The following is a 19,873-nucleotide window of genomic DNA, read 5'->3' on the forward strand; positions in this document are numbered from 1 at the left end:
TATTAGTACAGAGTAAATGTGGTTATGCCAAAACTAAAAGTTCCATTCTTAAAACCGAAAAATCCCGAGATTCGTCCTCGACGCACAAGTCAAGGTGGTGTAGATAGTGGGGGAGAGGTCTTTCGTCGAAGCAGTACTCTAACGGGTACTGTCTCAGAAAATATACCTGCGGGCGCGCATGATCGTGCCCAGTTGCAGACACCCCGGATCGAAGCGCAGCAGAAGAGTCGAAAGCGCCGTAAGACGGCTAAGAGCGCCTTTTGGATTATCGTTCTGATCGTAGCTGCAATCGCAGTCTTTCTCGATAGAGTTACAGGGTACCAGGTTGTCATTCAGAATGCTTCACAGCTAAAGACAATTCCAAACATTGCGACTTATGAACAGAGTGCAGCGAGTGCGAATAATCTTGATCTTGCTGAGCATTTCAGCGCCACCCTAAATCCTTCGCTAATAGCCAGTACTCTTGAGTCGCAGCACCATGAGATAGCGAATGTTGTCGTCAAGAAGAGTCTCTTTGACCCGCATCCACAGGTTTTCGTTACTCTTCGCCAACCAGTCCTGATTTGGAAGACGAGTCATGACCCACAAGCTTACTATGTCGACTCCTCCGGTGTTACGTTCACATATAACGCCTATGGGAACGATAGTAAGCTTGTACAAGTCAATGATGAGAGCAATGTCCCAACGACGGTTGGATCGACTGTCACATCGAGCCAGCAGATTGCTTTTCTCGGTGAGCTAGTGGGAAGTCTCCAGTCGCTATCAAGTGGCTCTGTCCAGCTAAGTAGGGTAGTCTTCCCGCAGACCTCAACCAGAGAGATAGATGTCTATCTCGTGGGGCGCAGCTTCTACGCTAAGGTTGATCTGGATAGTTCGCCCGTCCAACAAGCGGGGGAGATAGTCCAGGCAGTCGACTACCTGCAGACCCACAACTCCCTGCCCTCGCAGTACATCGATGTCCGAGTCGATGGACGGGTTTTCTATCAGTAGATCCCGAATTAAGCTGCTTTTCTCGTGTGCGGGAACTGAGCTGCAGCCCGGGCTTCTACCTGGGGCAAGCTGCCTTGGAAGCCGACTCTACCGACTACCATTGGAGCGTCCCACTGTGTCGGGCCGGTCTTATAGCGGCTTGCTCTGACCTGAAATGCTTTCAGCTCACCGCTGTAGCGCGTATCGATACGCGCTACCTGGCTGGCTGCAACTGTTGCGAGATAGCCGCCGGCGAAGAAGCCGTATCGCTCGTTTTTACCTGAACCAATAATCAGTGGATCCTGTACTTCTGCTGAGGCGGTTAGTTTGCCATCCGGGTTTTCGCCAGGTGTCTGGCTTGGCGTGAGTGGTGAGTACGGGTGAGTAGCGAACGGTGAGTCAACTAGTTGATATCTGGTGCCTCGAGCAAGCACAATCACCCCGTCTAGCGCAGCTTGAGTCGTAACATCTAGCGGAGCTTCGCCGCTAGCCTGTTCCATCTTATGAGCCTGAGCTCCTGCCTGTTTAAAGACTTGTGTGTCGCCGATCGCTTTAACAACTGAGGGACCTACGCCAATTAGAACTGCAATGGCAAAGAGCCCAAGTCCACCAACACGTCTCCGACGGCGACGTACCTCTGGACTTGGTCCAGTGACAGGAGGAAGAGAGGTGGTACGGAGCCCTCTGGCTCTTTGTTTTCGCTGAGGTTCGCTTTCAGACATATTATGCCTATATTAACATAAAACGATCTGTAATTCAAGATCCTACCCCTGTTGGAAGTGCTTTAAATCGATGGTCTCGTATCTTAGAACAGGGGATGCCACAGAGGGTAGAGCAATGCAATGCCCTATAACCGTGGGCAGGCTGCCAGCGTTGAGTTAACGTCTAGTTGCCATCTGTCCACAGGAGGAGGCTACCCTCACCTACAGTTCTAAATATGTTCTTTAAAACTAGCACAAACTATTTCGAGTAAAAAAATATATGAAAATAGGAAAGTCGTGAAAAGTCAAATATACATATTGCGCAAGGGTAGGGGGGAGAAGTCAAATTACCATAATCATACTGTGGAAAAGTCAAATGGATAGTCCTGAAATACAACGGTGCATATATAGTAAGTAAAGATATAGAAGCCCTCGGTACAGCAGAATGATATAAGTACTGTGTAAGGTAGCGTATTAGATGAGTACTGGCTAATTTGGCAGTAGTTTCCCCCTACTCCGGGTGAGTAGGACGATATATCAACCATCTGCCGTGGATATCATTAGCGTCGTAAAAGATATATTGTACGACCTAAGATCACACCCCCACATCCCGACTTGATATCCACGTCCAGCCGGTCTTTTTGTTATCATTGTCTTTTATTTTTTGTATGACCCTTCCCTCCCGCTGCCATTACTTCGCTTCTACTTGGCTCACTGTCACTTTTGCGCTACGAACACACGAAATTACTAGTGTTCTAATTCCGTATTATTTTTGGTAGAACAGAAACTCTCGATTCCTAGAGTTCTATATATGTTCTTTCTACTTCACGTACGGAACGTGACTAATTGGAGATTGGTTCTGACGAAGGTGCTTAGGTTGCGGAGGGCGTTCAAAGAGCTGTTGCCACTCTGTTGGCACTCTATAGACTGGCCCGAGGTTTAGTGGGGGCTTCTTGTGCTTCGGCGGGCCCATAACATACTCTGCAAAACGATCTGAAATGTACTTACCGAACTGGTTGCCCTCATAGATGAGCAGTGCTGATAACGGCAACGTAAACGCCAGCGCAACGCTAGCTAATCTGACGGCTGCCTTAACGGGGTCTCGACGTTCAAGCTGGTCAAACGCTTTCTCGCCGCGTTGAAGCTGTCGGCCGATGGGTCCACGCGCAATGAGCGGTGGTTTTCTTTGTCCAACACGGGCCAATACTTTTGCGCGATGTCGTTGCACGAGGCTCATGGCCCCCCACTCTGCCCTCGTGTAGCCCGCTCTAAGTCCGTCTAACTCGATGCGAGGAGACCCACCATCGAGCAGCCTTAGTTGTTCTCGTAGCTCAGCTTGTTCGGCAAAATATGCTGCATCATCCACCTCCATGGCATCGTATTGCGCATTGACCTCTGCTGCTCCTTCGATACCTTCATCCTCGCTATAGCGCCACCTAAATCCAAATGGGTTAAGTGTTCGACTCATATTGTGTATAAACGCGTTATTACTAGCCACCGTTTGGGCAATGCGTTCGCTCTGACGTGCTTCGTGTAAGCGCCTGATGCTATGCTCAGCGAGGAGCAGTTCGGCATCCATGCTTTCTTCTGCAGATTCGGCCAATTCACCCAATCTCGCGGCTCTATCAAGAGTATGTGCGGCCTCCTGTCGGGCCTCTACGGCTGCCTCAAGAACTGAGTCGGCTTCAGCAAACGCCTGTGGAGCGTTCCTTTCTACAAACGGTATAAGAGGTATTCGCTCTCCTCGGCGTTCGATTTCATCTAGCCGGGCTTTTTCTGCGATCTCTTTACCGACGATATAGTCCCATTCCTGCTCGGGGTTTTGTTGATCGATCATCTGGTACCTAAGGAGGACTCGCTGTAGGTGCATGGGTATCTGGAGATAGAGACGGAAGTTCATCTTGCCGATTAGCCGATCTTCGATCCAGTGAGCTCTATCCCTCTTCCCCAAGAGATAATCACTCCTGCCAATGACCTGTCTACCATCGGGTTCAAGGAATGTTGGGAATAAAAGATTCTCTATTGCGGCTTCGACTCGAGCAAGTCTATATGGACCATCCTCCAGATCGATCACCCGTGTTTCGTTAAGGTCATCTGGGTGGTTCGTCGACCTCTCGGAGAGCATCTCGACTGTGACTGGGGGCACCTCCTCCATAAGAAGGGTCATCTTCGGATCTCCGTTGAACCGTGTGTCCTTGCGTGGTGGTGGGGGTGTACTTGACCGCTGACGGCAGGCTGCGGGTTGCCCTCTCTCCCCTGGACATAGAAACCAAGAGCCTCGACGCCTATAACGGACAGGGCTACTGTCGCGATCGTCACTCCAACCCACAGTCTTGATCTGTTTTCAAAGTCAAACGTGTAGTCGGACCACTCCCCTATCTTGTCGTATAGGCGATGTGCCCATTTCCCGATCCGTCCAAAACGTACTTTAGCTTCAGATGCCTTCTCTGCTGCGACTATAAGATCTCCCCTGTTTATCCGCAGAGCGGGTTCTTCTAGGGGGATCTCAGAGGCCAGTAAGTCTAAATCGTATACATCTAATCGGTCTCCTATCATACCGTACCGTCGAAGCGACCTCTGTTGGTCATCTGTTAATCTGGCAAGCAGATGCCCGGGGGTGTTGCTCTGTATACTAAGCGCGAATGCTCTCTTGCTATGTGCATAATCTAGCTGACTACGTTGTCCCGGGAGGGTCGGCATACCTGAAAGTATTCCAGGAATGTCGAACAGGGCGCGTGTAAGTGTGCGCAATTTCAATTGGAGATCATCCCATGCATGTATTTCCGAAGAAGCCTGTCCTACCTCGCACGAGGGTGCATACGTGTCCATATGTCAACTACATTTTCATAATGTGGTTGTGCTGTCAATGTTACAAAAACAGAACCCCTAGGCTTCGAGGGTTCTGTTTCAGTCTTTTGGCTTGTATTTTACCTTACAGCAGCACCGCGCTTTGGCAAACCTGCAGATGTTAACCCGCTGACACGGGCAAGTTCACTGGCGTCCTGCATGTGCGCACCATGGCGACGCCTCACCTGCTCACTTAGAGGGACCTCAGCGTCAGGATCTGGGGCATTAGGGTCCTTCTCTCCTACCTCGAACCAGTCACGGAGTGGTGCGCCATCAGCAGCGCGTACTCGTTCGCGAGCGACGAGCACTGCAGCTTCCTGTTGGGTGCGGATTTTGGGACGAAGAGCGTGCTCTATAATTCTCCTAAGAGCAACCGAGCGCGTGAATAGATGTTCTGCGGGAATAGTCAGGAGAGCCCTTACGCCAATCTCGCGCTGTACCGCAAGGTCACCCGAGCTATGCGCCAAAGCATAGAATTCAGCCTCCGTCATCGCAGGCGGAAGGTCAGTTGCCATGCCATGCCATGCAGCTACGTTAAACGGTGATGGCTCGCAATATGCAGCTCGCAGTGTCGGAGATTCAGCTGCTAGCAGCTCTGGTAAGCCTTCGACTCTCTGATAATCTTGGCTATCTAATTTCGCGTGTCTCATAAACGATACAATATTCTACTTATAATGTATATATTAGCATATTAGTTAATCAGTGTCAATACAATGGCAGGTTACACCGCTGACGCGTTTCTCAATTGGCTCACGCAATCTCGACAAAATCCTGCATTTGGTCTCCCGCCTAGTGCTTTCGCTACCGCAATTGCTCCACCTACCGTATATATCTGCCCCATAACGCAGTCGTTGAGGCAGTGATGTACGTCGTGGCCTTCTCGTGTATCTTCGTTAGGGGCCCCTTCGTCAACCTCCTGAGGAAAGCGACTTCCCCTTCAAGACGCGCGAACAGGCGTTTCTGAACTAATCAGCACCTCAACTTTATGTCGGATAATATCTCGTGCTTTTGCTGTAAGCTCATAGCTAATACCCTTGGGGTCATCGACGTCCCAGTAGAGATAGTTGGGGGCGTGTATAAGCCAGTCTGGGGCGTACTGCTCGGTAACCATGCTGACTACGAGGTCGTATTTATCTAACATCTCTTGGGTTAACTGTGTGCTCTTATTGTTTCGTACGTCTATTCCAATTTCATCCATCACGTCGATAGTGAATGCTCGGTCTGGCAGCTCTCTCTTCCGCTCTAGCAGTGTCTGGCCAGGTTTCTGAACTGCGGTACCGGCAGAGTCGGCATCATGAGTGTGGGCCAACTTGTTGTAGAGAGCGGCAGCCATCTGGCTACGGGCAGTATTGCCAAGGCAGACGAATAAGACTCTCATCCTTGACAGTATACTCCCCCAATGAGTGAAAGCTCATTCGTATTAACAGAGTAGAGCGTTATATACACACATAATGTATATATTGACATAAGAATAATAAAGTTATAGAATATATAAACCATGTGTGCGGCAGGTAGAAATCGTAACCATGTTGTTATGGCTGGCGCCCCGTTCACCAAAGATATTCTTCACGATGAAGTTGGTAACGGTGGCGAGAGCTTCGCGCGCCTCAGATTAGTCGTGGGGACTATTGGTGCTGGCGCAGTTGCCGTAGCGCTAGATGGCATGACCGAAGAAGGACAGGCCGATCGCCGTGAGCTCTTATATGGCCCAGACCCCAATCTTTATGCCAACTGGGCTATTAGGGCGGCTTCCGCCGCCCCTGATATCCGTCTGGCACAGGCCACCTCTGAGGGTGAGTTGTCTTTCGACTTACACGAGGTCCGCTACAGGCTTGGTAGGAATTCACTTCTAGCTGCTATAAGCCTGGAGCGTGACCTCTTACTTGAGAGAGCAACTCGTGAACTTGATCCTGAAACCCGTGGCACGATGGGGCCGATCGAGAACTGGTTAACCGGTACGACCATCTTTGATAGGGCTGAGGATGGTAGGATCGGTAACCTACCTGACGATCTAGCCGCTGGTCTGCCAGTGGAATTTAAGGGTCTACGTCGAAGCCAACTTGCGTGGCAGCTGCTCCAGGCCCGCTCGCACCAGCGGGTGCAGACCGCAAACGGAGACTTCATCGGATGCCAGACTTCACGGCCAGATGGTCTCCGCTTGGTCACTCAAGAGGGAGATCTAGAGGCGGGTTACGTCGCGGCTGCATTCCACGATCTTCTTAAGATGGGTATCGGCTTCGATCCCGATCGCCTTGCGTCGGAGTATATCCCCATCCTACGACCCGAAAACCCCAAGGAGCCCATGGGCCTTATACTCGCCGAGAGCAAGACTGCTCTCGAGGTCGCCATACAGGCTGCAGGCTTTATCCTAGACGGCAGAATTGCTCCTCAGTTAGACGAGTTAAAGATGTGGACCGGTCTTGGGAGGAAAGCTGAGGGTTTGCGCAGGCTGATCCGAAAACACGATAACAATTTAACCGACATGTTCGATAAGGCTCAGAATGGCGAAGTGGCCTATAAACCGGCCAATGATTACATCGATAAGCGTGTCAACGACCTTGCTGCAACTGCCTGGTCGCAAGCAGCTTGGTGGGACCTTGTCATACGCGAGCACCGCCGGCTCTACGGCCGAATGGCCGAGAACGCCTTCAGACCGAGCGATATTATTGAAAAGATGGGCTTCTCGCTTATCGTGGCCAAATTCGATGTCAGTCATCATGGGGATGGAGTCAGGTTGAGCGACGAGGAGATGCAACTGCCGCTCGGTCACGACTATGAAACCGATCCTCCTCTCGAATTTGTAAGGGTACCAACGCACGTTCCAATCACCGTTCGCAGCATACATCCGAAGACGTTGACAGACAGGTGGGCTACTTGGGAGGCGACTGCCGATCAGAAGCTCAGGGAGAAAGAGGCGGCCATGGCAAAAGCTGCCAGGTTCGTCGTTAGGTTACGGACTGCGAAAGCGTCGTAAGTTGCTATCTATCTAGGGCTTCTCTATAATTCAAATCACAAGCACTTAAAACAGATAGCAACCGTGGTCTCCAAGAAGAGAAACTCCTCCCGAAACAGTATCAAGACCCTCAAGACTTATCTGTTATCTCATACAGTACTGCTCCCCGTTGTCTTTCTAGTCATGTTTGGGCTAACGGTAGCCTATATTTTAACGCTCGACAACACACCAACGGCTGCTGACTGTGTTGCTCATCAATATAACGACTCATCATACCAGCAGACCCACTACTCTGTATGCGTGAAAGATGTCCAGGGGATCCTCGACGGCGTTACAAGTGACCTGAAGAACAGTTACGGTGGCAATAGATATAGCGGCACGCAGATTCCGGCAAACGGATACTTCAACGCAAAAACGGCGACTGAGATCGAATACTTCCAAAGCAGTCCACTCTTCGCCAAATATGCTGGTGCCGCCAATGGTGCGGTCGGGCCCCAGACATGGGGTGCGCTCTGCTTTGCTGCCTATAACTACATTGCCGTTGGCAATTTCGGTTCAAACGATTTCTATTCCTTGGTGAGCTGCCATAACCATAGCGGTTCACCTGAGCACTGAGATCTAGCGTCTGATCTGGAAGACCATCTCTTGGTCGTCGCCATCTCCCACCCTGTGCTGTGGCATCTGACGGTGTTGCCAGGAAGCCTCGACGGTACGAGTCTTCTTCTGAGCTGGGCGTTGTCGAGTGGTTGACTGGGCCGCTTGTGAGACCCGTCTGCCGACTGATATCTCTCTCGAGTGTAACTGGGGTCGTTTCGTATAGTCCTCTGTCAGCCGCCTCTGGGTGCTCGCTTCAACCTCTTTACGGGACCTACCATAGGCAACGCGGGCCCGTTCCATGATATGGGCTAGATAGTCCTGGTGAATGGGTGGCAGCGTTAACACCCGTCCTGAAAATGCACTTGCCCGCTGACCATCAATAAACATCGAGACGACGAAGTGACGTTCCGGCAGTTCGGTTAACTCGCTTTCGTCGAAGTTCAGACTAAAATACTGCTTCAGCAAGCTACTGTCGTTACCGAAGAGTTTGAAGGCAATGACGGTGTTAAAGTTACCGAAAACGGCTTCGCGAAAGACGGGCGCGACCTGCGATGGACGTGGGTTGCTGATCGTCATGTATGTACCATGAACCGCTCCTTCGGCCAGGATCTCAGCGAACGAGTCGGTGATGAAATATTGAAAGTCGTCGATGTAAACGTAGAATGGTCTCGGCATAATGCCATGGCTGTTTGCGAACCTCGACATACTGGCGATATGCATATGAGCGATTAGGAGAGCTCCAAGAGTTGAAGCGTTCTCCTCGCCGAGCCAGTTGACGGCAAGATTGGCAGCGAAGATCTGCCCACCGTCCATGATCCGTCTGAAGTTGAAGGAGGTTTTCTCCTGGCTGACGATATTGCGGATCATCGGGTTGGAGGTAAATGCCCCCATCCTACTGATGATCGGACCGATAGCGTCGCTTCTAAACTGGCTATCCCACGTAACAAAGTCTGTCTTCCAGAAGTTGACGACAATAGGATCGGTGACGTACTCGAGAACGTGAACCCGGAACTTCTCGTCGAATAGCATGCGACTGACGTCCAGCAGAGTGCCTCTGGGGTACTCGAGAAGTGCCAGAATCGTACAGCGAAGTATGTACTCGAGCTGTGGCTGCCAGTGGTCTTTAAGGAGCGTCTTCTTAAAGACGGCGATCAGCTCGGTTGCCATCTGGCTTTTCAGGGCCGGTTCGGTGAGATCGAAGGGGTTGAAGGCTATCGGGAATTCACTGTCTGCCACATTAAAGTAGACGACCTCGTTGATTCTTGAAGATGGGACATACCGCAGACTACTATCGACCATTCCCCCATTGGGGTCGAAGATGGCAAAGCCTTGGTTGTGGTAGAGATCTGAGAGCGCCAGAAGTTCGAGAAGCTTGGTCTTCCCCCCGCCTTTCAGGCCGGTCACGTAGATATGGTGCATTCGGTCGGATCTGTTGACGCCAAACTGAATGTCGTGCGTCTGCGAGCGTGTGATGCCGAAGAGACTGACGTGACCACCAGATGCCTCCTCATCGTTCACTTGGGGCACTGAAGACGGCAGCTTGACTGCTTTCATATCCGCCCAGCTGATATTGGCACTGTCGACCTCTGAATATGGCAGATGGAAGAGAGTGGCCAGCTCCTCGCTATTAAGTAAGAAGCCTCTATCTAGAAAGAAACGCGCCCGATAGGCCGCTAGCGCCTCTATATCGCCTGTAAGCGCCTTCTGACTGAAACCGTTACCATCGAGACGGTTGAACTGTTTGAACGCACCTATGACGTCCTGGAGGCGCTGTCTGGCCATATGATGATGGCGTCCAACGTAGAGTATCCGTATCTTGACCTGAAAAGCAGGTTTGGAGCTCTTCTGCTCTGCTTCAGCGATTCGGGTCTTGTCTTTCTCGGATGGCTCAGACGGTCCCTTGTGCTGGGGTGGCTCCCAGAGCGTTTTGAGCATACTCATCAGGAAGTTCATCACCTCCTCCCCACCAACGTGGGTCTCAGAGCGCAGATGATGGATGTACTTGGCGCTTCTGCGTTCCAGGGTGTCCCCGACCGGTTTAACGAGGGTCTGTATCCAAACCTCCTCATCCTTGTCGATCTTGGATAGCGCGTTATGGAGGGCATTTAAAGGATCCTCCTCAAAACTACCGTAAGTCTTGATCGGCAGAGCGTCGTTGTGTATAAGGTTGAGTTCTGCAACTCGTACGGTCTGACCGTTCGTGCTCCTGCTGGCGTAGTCCTCATCCTGGAGGCGTAATGTTGCCTCTGGATATGCAGCTCCGATCTGGCTTTCGACGAAGCTCTGCAGATGGGCTGGGGTCCAGATCAGATAGCGAAGTTGGTCACCAACAGAGACAATTTCGAAGCTGAGGTGGTCCTGAGTACCTCCGTCGGCAACCAGCTCACGAGTGGTTCGGAGCATGTTATGGAGGTTGGCGAAGAGCTCTTCGGCAGCTGGTCCTTCTCGCCCGTGACTTTTAGGTACCTCGAGAGCCAGCAGAACATGTTCAGTATTACTGGCGTGTTTGATTCGTCGATGGTTCTGTAGGGTCAAAAAGAGCAGGACAACAACAACTGGTAGCCAGACCCACCAGGTGCTAAGAACGCGCAGTAGCCAGTCCAGAACTTCATGTATCATGCCCTGGATCTCTCCAACTCAAACAAAGCAGCAGGTTCGGTGACGTGCCTACTTGGCGAGTGTGTAAGTTGCTTTGGCGACACGCTTGAACTGCGGCTTGCCCTGGAGGTTCAGAAGGATGGTAGTCTCTTTTACTTGGCGGTGCTTAAGCACGCGACGTACGATCTCATCTCGGTGCAGGGGTTCGCCTGCCTCTTTAAGTACATCTGCAATGATATCAGCAACGGTTCCCTTTTTGTAACCCCACTCCTTGAGAGCGTAGATACCACGGCCAATCAGGACGAAACGACCATCTTTGATCAGTTCGTTGTGAATAGCCTGAACGGTAACGTCTTTGCGCTTGAAGTCTGAGGAACGGATAGCCTTGGCGATCTCCTCGAAGTGCATCGGCTTACCAGCTTCATCCAAGATGACGTAGATCTTGTCTCGGATGTTCTTGGGATTGACGCGTGGCCAGCGGACGAGACCCCAATGGTCCTTCAGATTAGCCAGCTGCTTGCTGATACTTGCGAGGGCCCGGACGTGATCCGGGTGCTCGTGATTGAGCTTCTCGTGGAGCTGTTCGACGGTAACCGGCTGACCGTACTCTTTGATGGTTTCGACGATCTCGTCGACATACTGCTTGATCTTCTTCTCGTCGTGATGCTCAGCGATACCGACGGCATAGTAGTAGTCATCGTTCTCTTCGACGACAACCAGGTTAGGAGCCAGTGTTGCCAGGAAAGCAACATGTGCCTTGTGCCGCTCGGTTGGGTTCTCGATGATTCGAGCGGTTAGATCGCTCATGCGGGCTACTCGGCCCATCTCGTGTAGCTGTCGGATCAGGTACTTTTCGATCTGGGCGGTGTGAGGAAGGTCGCTTGCAGCAGCTATTCGGAGGCGGATCATAACTGCCTTCTCAAGCTGCCGGACACGCTCACGGGTGATACCGAGCATCTCCCCTATCTGTTCGAGGGTCTCTTTGCGGTCGTAGAGGCCAAAGCGTCGGGCAACGATCTCTCGCTCGCGTTCGCGCTCAATGACAGCCAATATATCTTTGACTGCTTGCTCAATATCAGGCTCAGTAGTTGTGGGTGTCTGCTCTTCCATCTCTAGAGGAAATTCTTTCTCTCAATAAAACTAAATTGATTATAAAACATATTCCCTCCAGAGTCAAGAACTTTATGCATACAATTATAGCATTTATTTTGTTACTTGCCTACAAAATCTTGGAATATAAACTAACAGGGTAGAACAGAGTGAAAATTGTCAACTTGCCTGTTGGCAAAATCACACCCACCCCTGTTTAGTGAAATGGCGAAGTGACGCTATACCTGATCTTATTTTTTAGATTTGGTAGTCGATTTGGCTCGTCTGCGGGTTCTCTTTTTAGGAGCAGCTTTGGCGTCTTTGAGAAGCTCAGCGGCTTCTTTTTCGGTTATCTTCTCGGGGTCGGTCTCTTTGGGGACGTGAGCGTTCTTGGTGCCGTCGGTCACGTAGGGGCCGAACCGACCTCTGAGAATCTTGATCTTGCCGAAGTCGGCGATGACCCGTTGGGCCTGAAGCTCCTCTTTGGCTTTGAGGTGCTCGAGGACGGTCTCGAGGTCAACGGTGTAAGGATCCTCGTCTTTAAGAGAGACAGTCTCCTTGCCGACTCGCGCATAGGGACCAAACCGGCCACTTGTGACGATCACATCGTCGCCTGACGGACTCTTCCCGACGGTCCGCGGCAGAACGAGTAGCTCGAGGGCCTGCTCGAGAGTGATGGTGTCGACCGATAGCTCGGGCGGAATAGAGGCAAAGTGAGGTTTCTCTTCATCCTCGCTCTCACCTGCCTGAACCATTGGCCCGAATCTACCAAGCCGAGCGGAGACGATCCTCCCTGTTTTAGGATCCTTGCCGAGTTCGCGTGTCTTGGTCGTTTCGGCGCGCGTCAGTTCTCCTGCTGCTTCTATGGTCTTATGGAACGGTCCGTAGAAGGCCTTCAGCATAGCCTCTCGTTTCTCTTTGCCGTCGGCGATCTTGTCGAACTCCTCTTCGACGTCGGCTGTAAAGTCGTAGTCGACGATCTTATCGAAGTGGTCGTTTAGGAAGCCGTTGACGATCGATCCGCTGGCCGTTGGGATCAGCTTGCCCTTGTCTGAGCCGGTATTCTCGACTTCGGTGGTAGTTGTGACGGTGCCGTCTCTGAAGATGAGTTGTTGGAACGGCCTCTCAACCCCCTCGCTGATCCCCTTGGTAACGTATTCACGAGTCTGGATGGTCGAAATAATCGTCGCGTAGGTGCTTGGTCGGCCGATACCGAGTTCCTCGAGTTTTTTAACGAGGCTTCCTTCGGTGTAGCGGGCCGGAGGTCGGCTGAAGATCTGTCTTGAGACCGCCTCTTTCAGGCTGATCTTCTCCTTGACCTGAATCTTGGGCAGAAGCACCTCTTCTTTCTTGATGATGTCACCGTAGACCTTTAGGAAACCGTCAAATAGAACTATCTCGCCCTTGGCTTCGAAGAGTTCCTTGCGGGTTGAGATGGTGATAGTGATGGTCGTTCTCTCGAGCTGCGCAGGGGTCATCTGAGACGCCAGTGTGCGGCGGCGGATAAGGTCGTAGAGCTTCTGCTCTGTCGCATCGTCGCTGGCGTGTGTAACTTTGACGTCTACTGGGCGGATGGCCTCATGGGCCTCTTGAGCATTGATCGACTTCGTCTTAAAGACGCGGGTCTGCGAGTACTTCTGACCGTACTCTTTGGCGATGTACTCCTGCATGGCCTTGATAGCGATCGGGCTCAAATTGACTGAGTCGGTGCGCATGTAGGTGATCTTACCGGCTTGGTAGAGCCGCTGGGCGGCAGTCATGGTCCGTTTGACCGAGTAGCCGAGGCGGCTGGCCGCTTCCTGCTGCAATGTCGAGGTCGTAAACGGCGCGTTCGGATTGCGAGTTCCCGGCGTGGTGGCGATGTCACTGATAGTAAAGGTGGCTCCTTTGAGGGCCTCCAGAAATGTCTGGGCTTTCTTCTCGGTGTCGAACTTGGTGTTGAGCTCGGCAGGCAAAGCGTCCTTGGTCTTCAGGACGAAATCGGCGGTCGTCTTATAACTGATCTCTGGTTTGAAGTCCTTGATCTCATTTTCGCGTTCTACGATCAGCCGAACGGCTGGCGACTGGACGCGTCCGGCCGAACGTCCGCCCGGGACTTTTCGTTGAACCACCGGAGAGAGCTCAAAACCGACAAGTCGGTCAAGGATACGACGAGCTTGCTGAGCGTCAACCAGATCAAAGTCGATCGTCCGGGGGTGTTCAAGGGCCTCTTCAATAGCTGGCTTGGTAATCTCGTGAACAACGATACGTGGTGTCGTCTTGGGATCAAGACCGAGTACCTGGGTAAGATGCCAGGCTATCGCCTCTCCTTCACGGTCACCATCAGTTGCTAGGTAAACTTTCTTGTTACCCTTGATGGCCTTCTTCAGGTCGGCGATGATGGCCTTCTTCTCGGGGTCAATCTCGTAAGTTGGCTCAAAGCCGTGGGCTATATCGATCGGGGGCTTCCCGCCCTTAGTCTTCTTGGTGGGGATGTCCCGAATATGGCCCACACTTGAGAGCACGTCGAAGTCCTTACCCAAGAACCGTTCAATCGTTTTTGCTTTTGAAGGTGACTCAACAATGATTACGTTTTTCGCCATAAGCTTATATTAATGTACCGATTTTTGCTCACATTGCAATGCTGTCTCTGATAATCTTTCAAAATTAGCCTTGCAAAAAAGCAAATGCATCTTGATTTATACACATGTTAGGTGTACAAATAGCAGTAGTTATTGTCTGATATGGTGCTCGTCATCACACGAGTGGTATCTAAAATGGTAACGGAGCGTGGAATGATTGCCCCCTTTCAAGAAACAGCGATGGTAAGTGACAGGCACAATGTAGCCGTGTTCTCTGTCACTGAAGCGCGAGATGTTGCCATGGGACGTGATGTGCTCCGTTGTCTGGGCGCCGGTGATACGAGCCGACTTGTCTTTAGTGAGTTGGCGACAAATGCACTCGGAAAGCCTGATGAGCTCGGTGATGCCCAACTTGCTGCAGAGCTTGCCTCTCTCGGAATCGAAGCACCCGTGCCTCCTCTGCCCAGAACGGCTACTGAAGCCTCCACTCAACTTGGCTGTCTTGTAACCGCCGATGTTATTAGGCCTCCTGCGGCCATTACGACTATGCAGGTTACCAGCCCACTTGATGAGAGGACGCTGCGACGCCTGCGTTCTGATCTTGCTGCTGCTCGGAGAGCAAAGCTCGAAAGACAGACCAGGCCTGCTGTTAAGCCTGCTGTTAAGAAAGATGACCCGGAAGCTGACAAGCGGGCTCAATTAGCCGGCGAGCAGCTTGGTCGCCGTGGCTTGAGGCTTGTCGTTGAGTTGAGTCACGAGGTGACCACCCGTGCTCTACGAGGCCCGGACGGCCAAGTGATTGGAGTTGTCATAGATGTACTAGTCTTTGACCCCGTGGACGATGAGCCCGTTGCAGCTGCTAAGAGTGCACAGACTATGATGCCGGTTCGTGTCGCAGCCTAATCTACGCATTACTTACACATCTATAATGCAATCGTATCTCAGTATTACAAGTGACATTCGACTTCTGTAAAAGTGCTTAACCTTACTATATTCAATATTGAATTTGTCTAATAAATATTCAAATAGTTATTGACATAAATAGAACACAGTGTTAATATACACGCGGTAAGCACGATTTAAGTTGCTTATGCACCTTATACCCCCCAATTCTAACTTATGTTAGATTGCATGCAACGTGCGCTCGACAAAGTATCCCTCCACTTATCTTGCGCGGTAGGTACCTCTTAATTGAGATGCCAAACATGCGTTGCTTGCAAACTAACCCCTTTAACCAAACGATCCTATTATATCGAGTATGAGGTGGTCGTCATGCCCTACATGGGTGGGTTAAAGGGTCTAGAGTGCCCAGTAGTGCCCACCCCTACTGGGCACTTTTGATTTCTGACCTCAGCTGATTCTCACCAGTCGGCTATATAATGGATCCTTGTTGCATATGACGCGGGATGCACAAGAACAGCTATGGGCACGAGAACGTCTTCACGATCGAGGGAGACTCTTGCGTGGCGATATCAGCATGCAGGATGGCCCATACATTTTCTACGCGATCCCCCATACGCAGCACGAAGGGTTGGAGATTGCCCTACGACGCATAACGGCCCACCATGTACTAGGTTCAAAGGCGACTCGTCTCCGGGCCGCACTTCCGCCAGATGTGTGTGAGGTTACGAGTGACTTTGACGCATATGCTGACCCGACACCCGCAGGACGACTGCGAATCTTCTGCAATTATCTCCTTTTTGGACCTGACGGCGACTACATGAGAAGTAAGCGGGATGTCATTGATTTGAGCTCAATGACCGATCTGGTAGGTGGCAGGACAATCTGGTTTAGCGTCCAGCGCCCCCAATTTGATTTAGGGATTAGATTCCTATATAAATCCGAAACCCAAGCTCTAACCAGTCTACAACGCGCTCTTGTTGATTTAGGTAGAACTGTTACACGAGCTGCTTAGTTTAAACTTTGGCCGTATCTGCTAGCAGTGAGTCGTTAAGGAACTTATCTATCAGTGAAGCCACATGGCTTTTTATACTATCCATCTGCTTCATCTCTTCGGGGTTAAAGCGCGCCAGGACGAACTGCTCAGCCGGCTCAGAGCTACTCTGTTCATTGGCTATGCCGCAGCGGATACGCAGAAAGTCTTCCCCGATAGATTGAGATACAGAGAGCACCCCCTTATTGCCGGCGTGCGATCCTCCTAGACGGGTTCGGATCGTCCCGAATGGGAGGTCAAGTTCATCGTGAACGACTAAAATCTGGCCATTATCTAACTTATAGAAGTCTTTAATTGCCCTTACGGCCTTGCCAGAATTGTTCATGTAGGTCGTTGGCTTGATGCATACAAGACGGTTGTCATCTTGCTGGGTCTCGGCTACGAAGGCATCAAACTTCGGCCTCTCCTGCCAGACTAGGCTATGTTCGGCGGCATACTCGTCAAGACAGATGAACCCGACATTGTGTCTCGTCCCTTGATACATCTGACCTATATTGCCAAGACCGACTATGAGCTTAATCTTTTGCGGCACGATACGGGTGCTCCTTTTCGTCTTTGGTGTCTCTAAAGAATAGTTTAATGGGTGTGCCAGTAAAGTCGAATGCATCTCGGAGCCGTCTTTCGAGCTGACGGCGGCTGCTCCAGTGTAAGAACTTGGTATTATTGCCGAAGATGCTGAAGTATGGAGGCCCAGTATCCGTCTGCGTTATGTAGCGAAGACGAGGTGGCCGGTTTCTGAAACCGACGGGGCTGTGCGCTTTAGTGGTTTCCTGTAGTATGCGGTTTAACTGGGAAGTTGGGATGACACGCTTGCGTCGCTCATCTATCTCTGTAGCTATGTCTAGAAGCTTGGTCACGTTTTGACCTGTAACTGCACTGGTGAAGATGAGTGGTGCCCAGGGTACAAAACTGAACTCACTACTTACCTTCGCGGTGATCGTGCCGTGGGTGTGTGTATCTTTCTCGAAACTGTCCCACTTAGTCACGACGATGATAAGCCCTCTGCCAGCTTCCTTAATGATGCCCGCTAACTTCTGATCGAGGGCAACATTCAATTCGTTGACATCCATGAGAAGAAGACAGACATCGGCTGATTCTATGGCTTGCAGGGTCCTCAGAACGCTAAACTTCTCAATCCCCTGCTCTATCTTACCGCTTCGTCTGACTCCGGCTGTGTCGAGAAGCTCGACTGTTCGCTGGTGATACTTAATATCTACATGGCCGATATCCCGTGTGGTCCCCGCCTTTTGTGAGACCAAGGCCTGCTGTTTACCAGCCAGCGCATTAAAGAGGCTTGATTTACCAACGTTAGGACGGCCGATGAGGGCAATACTGAGGGTATTCGTACGATCGATTGCTTGCTTCTTGGGAATATGCTCGACGATGGCGTCACATAACTCGCCAGTACCCCTGTTGTGATGGGCTGACGTTCGGATAATCACCTTGACACCAAGGCGTAGGAACTCACTGTTATCAAGCGCGCCACCCTTATCTACTTTGTTGATAACAAGGATGACGGGCTTTCTCGACTTAAGGGCTTGTTTAGCGACTTGCTTATCCTCATCACTCGGATAGAGATCTGCCTCAACCATTACTAAGATGACGTCCGCATTCTCAGCGGCGTCAGTAATCTGGTCCTGGATGGTGGCTTCAAACTCATCTTCGGCTCGCTTGAGCCCGGCAGTGTCAACCAACCAGAAGTGGTAGCCATCGTGCTCAACCTGCCCAACGACAGGATCACGCGTGGTCCCCGGTTCCCTAGCGACAATAGCCTGCTGACCTCCTACGAGGCGATTAAAGAGGCTTGATTTACCAACATTGGTACGACCAACGATTGCAACAGTGGGCAGTGTCGTTGCCATAGCGTCATTATATCTGAAAATACATCTATTAACAGTGGTCGGACCCTATTTGGCCGAACTATGGTCGATCTCTTTGAGCTCGTTGTCGACAAGGACGTGGAAGGTGCGACCGTGAAGCTGGTCAATTGACCAGGGCCCAAACTCAATACGGTGGAGACGGACAACCGTATAACCAAGTGCGGCAAACGTCCGTCTGATCTGCCGATTACGTCCTTCACTCATGGTAACCCGCCATTCACGCCGATCACCTCCAGGCATTTCTTCCAGGCCCAGTACGCTCTGGCCGTCGGCCAGTTCGACCCCGTTAGTAGTGATAGTTTTCTGATGAGCTGGGTCTAGTGGCCGATCCAATAGCGTGATATATGATTTCTGCTTTCCAAAACGGGGATGTGTCAGCTGGAGCGCCAAGTCACCGTCGTTCGTCATAAGGAGTAGACCCGACGTATCTTTGTCGAGCCGCCCGACAGTCTTGAGGTGTTGGTATTCATCTGGCAACAGTTCGTAGACGGTTGGCGTATCACCCTGCTTTGCCCGGCTGCTGACGTAACCGATCGGCTTATCCAGCAGCACATAAACGAGTGGCGCCTTTTTCGAGCTGATCGTCTGCCCGTCGACGATAACACTGTCGAGCGCACTGACCCGCTGGCCGAGTCGTGCCTGTTCGCCGTTGACTTGGACGTGCCTGCGTTCAATAAGCTCATCCGCTTGGCGTCTACCAATGCCGAGGTGGGCGGCCAGCATCTTGTTTAAGCGTTCTGAGCTATCTTGGAGATCGGTGTCAGACATTTGGTACGACTGGTGGTGCGGGGGCGGCTGGAGCGACGGCTGCGGCCGGTGTTGGGAGATTAGGAATGACAGGCGCAGAGGGCTCACCTCGAGTAGGAGTGCCTGCAGTAACAGGGCTTAGCTCTGAGGCAGACGGTGGTGCCGATGGGGCAGCTGGTGGCGGAGTGGTGATCGGAATAGGAGTTGCACTGGCCCCACCCTCCTTCTGCTCTTCCTTATCAAGTAATGCCTGAATATCAATCTTGCTCTTGCTTATGTCGTTAAGTGGCTGGATGATCCGTTGTCGTCTCGATGGCGGTTCCTCATCCTCATCGTCATCGGAGGAGTCAGTCGGCGGTGGGACTGGCGGCGGCGTAGGGATCGGTGTCACGGCTGGTGGCGGAGTTGGTGTAGGTGTCGGCGGAGTGACTGGAGCTGGGTCTGGAGTGGGAGTGGCCGGTGGAGTTACGGGACCAGGCGTAGCGGGTACGGCTGGAGCAGCGGGAGTACTTGGCGGAGTTGGTGTAGGTGTCGGCGCGGGAGGCGTAGAAGGTGCAGCCGGGGTTGCTCCTTGTGCTGGCCTATCACCAAGGACTTCATGCACAACGTGGACAACATCCTCAATCCCCACCTGTGACTTGACAAGGTATCTGTCAGCACCGAGTCGTTCACCGCGGGTCTTATTCTCTTCTGAGCCGAGGGCACTCATCATGATCACCTTGATGTTCTTCGTCTCAGTTGTTGAGCGCAAGATATCGAGCATATCAAAGCCACTGATCTTGGGCATCATGATGTCGGTGATGATCAGCGTGGGCCGTTCTTTAATGGCCATGGCTAGGGCTTGTTCGCCATCACCGGCGGAGACGATGTCATAACCCTCGGCCAGAAGGCGTACCCCATAAATTTCCCGGAGGCTTGTATCATCCTCGACAAGCAATATTTTTGTCATTGAAGCTCCATGGATATCTTGATACCTA

General features: G+C 51.6%; 17 protein-coding genes. 5 read left to right on the forward strand and 12 right to left on the reverse strand.

Annotation, left to right across the window (positions count from 1 at the left end):
• Nucleotides 1-24: 24 nt before the first annotated feature.
• A complete protein-coding gene (locus VGS28_04570) occupies nt 25-990 on the forward strand; it encodes a hypothetical protein (protein ID HEV2413044.1) in 966 nt (321 codons plus the stop codon).
• 8 nt (nt 991-998) lie between these two features.
• Here the strand turns inward: VGS28_04570 and VGS28_04575 are convergent, their stop codons facing one another.
• From VGS28_04575 to VGS28_04595, 5 genes are all read right to left on the reverse strand, one after another.
• The gene (locus VGS28_04575) at nt 999-1,691 is read right to left on the reverse strand and encodes a hypothetical protein (GenBank protein ID HEV2413045.1); all 693 of its coding nucleotides are present in this window, start codon (nt 1,689-1,691) and stop codon (nt 999-1,001) included.
• Between the two features lie 799 nt (nt 1,692-2,490).
• Entirely contained in the window at nt 2,491-3,837 is a 1,347-nt protein-coding gene (locus VGS28_04580) for a hypothetical protein (protein ID HEV2413046.1), read from the reverse strand.
• The gene (locus tag VGS28_04585) at nt 3,834-4,226 is read right to left on the reverse strand and encodes a hypothetical protein (GenBank protein ID HEV2413047.1); all 393 of its coding nucleotides are present in this window, start codon (nt 4,224-4,226) and stop codon (nt 3,834-3,836) included. The genes VGS28_04580 and VGS28_04585 overlap by 4 nt, the downstream gene beginning before the upstream one ends.
• Before the next feature lie 371 nt (nt 4,227-4,597).
• Complete coding sequence (locus VGS28_04590; protein ID HEV2413048.1) at nt 4,598-5,167, reverse strand: hypothetical protein; 570 nt, start codon at nt 5,165-5,167, stop codon at nt 4,598-4,600.
• Nucleotides 5,168-5,454: 287 nt separating this feature from the next.
• Nucleotides 5,455-5,895, reverse strand: coding sequence for a low molecular weight phosphatase family protein (locus VGS28_04595; protein HEV2413049.1), 441 nt, complete (start codon nt 5,893-5,895; stop codon nt 5,455-5,457).
• A gap of 156 nt (nt 5,896-6,051) precedes the next feature.
• Between VGS28_04595 and VGS28_04600 the strand changes: the two genes are divergently transcribed.
• Nucleotides 6,052-7,491 carry a hypothetical protein gene (locus VGS28_04600; GenBank protein HEV2413050.1) on the forward strand — a complete coding sequence of 480 codons (1,440 nt, stop codon included), beginning with the start codon at nt 6,052-6,054 and terminating at the stop codon, nt 7,489-7,491.
• 162 nt (nt 7,492-7,653) lie between these two features.
• Nucleotides 7,654-8,085 carry a hypothetical protein gene (locus tag VGS28_04605; GenBank protein HEV2413051.1) on the forward strand — a complete coding sequence of 144 codons (432 nt, stop codon included), beginning with the start codon at nt 7,654-7,656 and terminating at the stop codon, nt 8,083-8,085.
• Nucleotides 8,086-8,088: 3 nt separating this feature from the next.
• Here VGS28_04605 and VGS28_04610 read toward each other — a convergent pair whose 3' ends face one another.
• The 3 genes from VGS28_04610 to topA all read right to left on the reverse strand — a co-directional run bounded on the left by VGS28_04610 (nt 8,089) and on the right by topA (nt 14,336).
• Nucleotides 8,089-10,686: a hypothetical protein gene (locus VGS28_04610; GenBank protein HEV2413052.1), complete on the reverse strand. Its 2,598-nt coding sequence runs from the start codon at nt 10,684-10,686 to the stop codon at nt 8,089-8,091.
• A gap of 48 nt (nt 10,687-10,734) precedes the next feature.
• Complete coding sequence (locus VGS28_04615) at nt 10,735-11,775, reverse strand: HTH domain-containing protein (GenBank protein HEV2413053.1); 1,041 nt, start codon at nt 11,773-11,775, stop codon at nt 10,735-10,737.
• Nucleotides 11,776-12,005: 230 nt separating this feature from the next.
• Entirely contained in the window at nt 12,006-14,336 is a 2,331-nt protein-coding gene (gene topA / locus VGS28_04620; GenBank protein HEV2413054.1) for a type I DNA topoisomerase, read from the reverse strand.
• A gap of 246 nt (nt 14,337-14,582) precedes the next feature.
• Here topA and VGS28_04625 point away from each other — a divergent pair, with 246 nt between their 5' ends.
• Entirely contained in the window at nt 14,583-15,218 is a 636-nt protein-coding gene (locus VGS28_04625) for a hypothetical protein (GenBank protein ID HEV2413055.1), read from the forward strand.
• A gap of 493 nt (nt 15,219-15,711) precedes the next feature.
• Nucleotides 15,712-16,230 (forward strand): hypothetical protein, encoded by a 519-nt coding sequence (locus VGS28_04630; GenBank protein HEV2413056.1) that lies wholly within the window; start codon nt 15,712-15,714, stop codon nt 16,228-16,230.
• A gap of 1 nt (nt 16,231) precedes the next feature.
• Here the strand turns inward: VGS28_04630 and pth are convergent, their stop codons facing one another.
• From pth to VGS28_04650, 4 genes are read right to left on the reverse strand one after another with little or no spacing between them, the layout of a single operon-like run.
• Nucleotides 16,232-16,801, reverse strand: a complete 570-nt coding sequence (gene pth / locus VGS28_04635; protein ID HEV2413057.1) for an aminoacyl-tRNA hydrolase — start codon at nt 16,799-16,801, stop codon at nt 16,232-16,234.
• A complete protein-coding gene (der, locus tag VGS28_04640) occupies nt 16,785-18,131 on the reverse strand; it encodes a ribosome biogenesis GTPase Der (GenBank protein ID HEV2413058.1) in 1,347 nt (448 codons plus the stop codon). The genes pth and der overlap by 17 nt, the downstream gene beginning before the upstream one ends.
• A 45-nt stretch (nt 18,132-18,176) precedes the next feature.
• Nucleotides 18,177-18,917, reverse strand: coding sequence for a pseudouridine synthase (locus tag VGS28_04645; GenBank protein HEV2413059.1), 741 nt, complete (start codon nt 18,915-18,917; stop codon nt 18,177-18,179).
• Entirely contained in the window at nt 18,910-19,845 is a 936-nt protein-coding gene (locus tag VGS28_04650; GenBank protein HEV2413060.1) for a response regulator, read from the reverse strand. The genes VGS28_04645 and VGS28_04650 overlap by 8 nt, the downstream gene beginning before the upstream one ends.
• Nucleotides 19,846-19,873: the final 28 nt, after the last annotated feature.

The sequence above is a fragment of the Candidatus Saccharimonadales bacterium genome, assembly GCA_035945435.1.
GTDB lineage: Bacteria > Patescibacteriota > Saccharimonadia > Saccharimonadales > DASZAF01 > DASZAF01.

What these genes read in the sequence shown, in the direction of transcription:
- VGS28_04645 (HEV2413059.1), bottom strand. Translation starts at nt 18,917, where the DNA reads ATGTCTGACACCGATCTCCAAGATAGCTCAGAACGCTTAAACAAGATG.
- VGS28_04615 (HEV2413053.1), bottom strand. Translation starts at nt 11,775, where the DNA reads ATGGAAGAGCAGACACCCACAACTACTGAGCCTGATATTGAGCAAGCA.
- VGS28_04595 (HEV2413049.1), bottom strand. Translation starts at nt 5,895, where the DNA reads ATGAGAGTCTTATTCGTCTGCCTTGGCAATACTGCCCGTAGCCAGATG.
- der (HEV2413058.1), bottom strand. Translation starts at nt 18,131, where the DNA reads ATGGCAACGACACTGCCCACTGTTGCAATCGTTGGTCGTACCAATGTT.
- VGS28_04575 (HEV2413045.1), bottom strand. Translation starts at nt 1,691, where the DNA reads ATGTCTGAAAGCGAACCTCAGCGAAAACAAAGAGCCAGAGGGCTCCGT.
- VGS28_04585 (HEV2413047.1), bottom strand. Translation starts at nt 4,226, where the DNA reads ATGATAGGAGACCGATTAGATGTATACGATTTAGACTTACTGGCCTCT.
- topA (HEV2413054.1), bottom strand. Translation starts at nt 14,336, where the DNA reads ATGGCGAAAAACGTAATCATTGTTGAGTCACCTTCAAAAGCAAAAACG.
- VGS28_04650 (HEV2413060.1), bottom strand. Translation starts at nt 19,845, where the DNA reads ATGACAAAAATATTGCTTGTCGAGGATGATACAAGCCTCCGGGAAATT.
- VGS28_04580 (HEV2413046.1), bottom strand. Translation starts at nt 3,837, where the DNA reads ATGACCCTTCTTATGGAGGAGGTGCCCCCAGTCACAGTCGAGATGCTC.
- VGS28_04610 (HEV2413052.1), bottom strand. Translation starts at nt 10,686, where the DNA reads ATGATACATGAAGTTCTGGACTGGCTACTGCGCGTTCTTAGCACCTGG.
- VGS28_04570 (HEV2413044.1), top strand. Translation starts at nt 25, where the DNA reads ATGCCAAAACTAAAAGTTCCATTCTTAAAACCGAAAAATCCCGAGATT.
- VGS28_04630 (HEV2413056.1), top strand. Translation starts at nt 15,712, where the DNA reads ATGACGCGGGATGCACAAGAACAGCTATGGGCACGAGAACGTCTTCAC.
- VGS28_04600 (HEV2413050.1), top strand. Translation starts at nt 6,052, where the DNA reads ATGGCTGGCGCCCCGTTCACCAAAGATATTCTTCACGATGAAGTTGGT.
- VGS28_04590 (HEV2413048.1), bottom strand. Translation starts at nt 5,167, where the DNA reads ATGAGACACGCGAAATTAGATAGCCAAGATTATCAGAGAGTCGAAGGC.
- VGS28_04605 (HEV2413051.1), top strand. Translation starts at nt 7,654, where the DNA reads ATGTTTGGGCTAACGGTAGCCTATATTTTAACGCTCGACAACACACCA.